Annotated in this window: 3 protein-coding genes and 1 pseudogene; 1 reads left to right on the forward strand and 3 read right to left on the reverse strand. The window is 38.2% G+C overall.

What is annotated here, in order from left to right; genetic code table 11:
* Nucleotides 1-276 precede the first annotated feature (276 nt).
* Both FTU40_RS15025 and FTU40_RS15030 read right to left on the reverse strand, forming a co-directional pair.
* Complete coding sequence (locus tag FTU40_RS15025; RefSeq protein ID WP_101235089.1) at nt 277-960, reverse strand: metallophosphoesterase; 684 nt, start codon at nt 958-960, stop codon at nt 277-279.
* A gap of 172 nt (nt 961-1,132) precedes the next feature.
* A complete protein-coding gene (locus FTU40_RS15030) occupies nt 1,133-1,477 on the reverse strand; it encodes a helix-turn-helix transcriptional regulator (protein ID WP_005102094.1) in 345 nt (114 codons plus the stop codon).
* A 563-nt stretch (nt 1,478-2,040) separates the two neighbouring features.
* On the opposite strand from FTU40_RS15030, the gene FTU40_RS15035 reads away from it, so the two are divergent.
* Entirely contained in the window at nt 2,041-2,391 is a 351-nt protein-coding gene (locus FTU40_RS15035; RefSeq protein WP_004282055.1) for a hypothetical protein, read from the forward strand.
* A 187-nt stretch (nt 2,392-2,578) separates the two neighbouring features.
* On the opposite strand, the pseudogene FTU40_RS15040 reads toward FTU40_RS15035, so the two are convergent.
* Nucleotides 2,579-2,671: pseudogene (locus FTU40_RS15040) on the reverse strand (IS6 family transposase); the annotation flags it as partial.

The following is a 2,671-nucleotide window of genomic DNA, read 5'->3' on the forward strand; positions in this document are numbered from 1 at the left end:
GAAATTCATGCACGTGTAGCAGTCCTCAACAGATTTACGGAATTAGGTCGACCACTTACCCAAGTTACGCCTTAAATTTGGCTCAATTAGGGGCGCTTTGCATTTCAAATCTTTGTGCAACAAAGCCGTTTTTAATAGAAAAACCTTAATTTTTTTAAAATTGAGACTTATAGGTGTAGAGATTCACCCCCCTTAGTTACAGCTGAGAGTGGTGGCAGTCCAAATCTAACTAAAAGGTGTCTATAAAATCAGTAGCTATTCAGTCTTGCAAAATATTCACTTAATTTTTGTTATACAAAGCTTTTGAGTAAAGGATGAACCCACATCAATGTAATAGCAATTATCTAACCGGGTCATTTCCTTGACGATCGTATGTCCCAAATAGATAGCATCTATGTTCTCTACAACATCATAATTATCTGAATAGTTCTTTACTCTTCCACGCCCCCATAGTGCATTTGTGTAAGCTGAAACCATTCCTGAAATCCTGTAATCACCTTGCATGATATCTGCTTTAAAAGCGCCCCATTCATGAATATCAATATCTGCATGAACTACTCCTATTCGTTTATCTAGAAGTTCAAGCTCGATAACGATTGGTAAATCTTCAAAGCTTTTGATAATTTTATGCTGCTGATGTGATGACAACTGATAGAACCACTCACCACCATTTCTTTCATGTAAATGTCTAAGCTTTGAATCAAATAGACTTTTAATACACATTTCTTCGTGATTGCCACGAACGGTTCGAAACCATGGTTTTTTAATCAATGAAAAACATTCTAAATTTTCTTTGCCTTTATCAACCAGGTCACCCGTGCATATCAACAAATCTTTATCAAAGTCAAAATCGATAGCGTTGAGATGGCTCATCAGCAAGTGATAAGAACCATGCAAGTCGCCTACTACGAAGATCGATTTGAAAGATGATCCATCTATAATCTGGATATGATTTGTCATGAGGGAGCATCATCCTACTGATTAATAGCATTATGCATGAATAATATTTTAACTAACCACAGACCTTCAACCAACCTTGATCGCAAAAATAGCCCCAGACGAATTTTTACTTTTGGTCAGCCCATTCAGACATGATCTCAATACTAAATAAGTCCCGTATCAGAAATGTGTGTCACCAATCTGACTTTGGTTTTGCCAGTTGCAGTACAGGTGGCTTGTTATTACCTGATGCTCTTTTGCGAACTTTGCCTTTTAGTTTAAGCAACTGTATAGGTGAAAATGACTCTTCAGGTATTAAAACATTGAAATTATTAATCATGTTTAATGCAGCTAGAATTGCAATTAAATCCGAGAGTTTCGCATTACCTTTCTCAGCATTTAACACCGTTCTTCGACTGATCCATGCTTTACTCGCAACTTCAGCTTGTGTCATATCTCGATTTAATCGAATGCGTTTTAAGCGCTCTCCCAACACTGATGCAATATATACTGGACTGTCATTTTCAGAATACATCATTATTCATCACTCACATTTAGATATTTTATGACCTTATGGCATAGAAAAATCTAGTCAATCCTAAAGTCGTTAAGTCCTAATATTGCACATATCCTGTTTTAATTGCCAGTTATGTGCAAATATCTGTACCTAATACCATATAGATTCTTTCTGATACACACTGAGAATGAGGAGCATGCCATTTTTATCTTCTCCATTGGCTCATACTGAACCTCTCTTTTTTATAATAAAATAAATTGAGCTCCTGACATTCTTTGATTATTTATTTTTCAGTTTTTATAAGAACTACTGATCAGGACCTTGACGCACTGCTCTTTACTGGATAACCTTATTTCAACACAGCAAAATCTGTGCTCAGGTGTGAGAACCTGATAAAATCTAGGTGCAATTAAATGTCGCACTTGCGGCTATTTTTTTGCCTACTGTTAAGCAGTTCTTATGGTAGCTTAGCAGGGCAGCTTCGTGCTGGCTGATCCTAGATTCAGTATTCTCACCCCTGTTAAGTTGCCTCCATTACCGTGAGAAGTGATGGAGATAATTAAACTCTTATCTAGGAAACTGCTATGCGTACTAAATTCAATGATGCAAACCCATGCATGCCAAAAAACCTCGCTAAACAGCTGATTATCGAAGGTGCTAAAGTTCTGAACCATCAACAGCGCCAAGCCTTGCTCGATATTTTCATGGCTTTAGATCAGGCGGAAAAAACAGCTGAAAAGATACTTCAGCAACATGCTGTAGCTCAACAGAGCACCTACAACTTTTCTCAAGTTCACGAATGCCAAGATGAAGACAATCAGGAATATTGGTCAGGTCATTACCATGATTCTTACAGTCAAGAATATCCAGAAGATTGGGTAAAACGGACTCAGTCCACCCCACGTCGTCATAAGTTCCCTAAGACTGTTTACTGATCGGCGGGGGTGTCTCTTTAAAAGTAGGCATCATAATCCGAGCTACTCGACCGAGTTGGCTCGGATTCTCTTGGTGAAAGTACTGCATCATTTTGATGATCTAGATGTGAATCTTCGGATAACTCGGTTAGCCTTGGCACTGTTGCAAATAGTGATTTGAGTCGATGATGTTCCCTTTAAAAAGTGCTTAGAGACCGAAAACCCTGTTGATTAGACACACTTCACCCTGAGGCTGACCATAATAAAATGACGATGCTTGTCCTTTACGTAGTGCACGCAT

It is taken from the genome of Acinetobacter sp. YH12100, from assembly GCF_013419135.1.
Classification (GTDB): Bacteria; Pseudomonadota; Gammaproteobacteria; order Pseudomonadales; family Moraxellaceae; genus Acinetobacter; species Acinetobacter pseudolwoffii.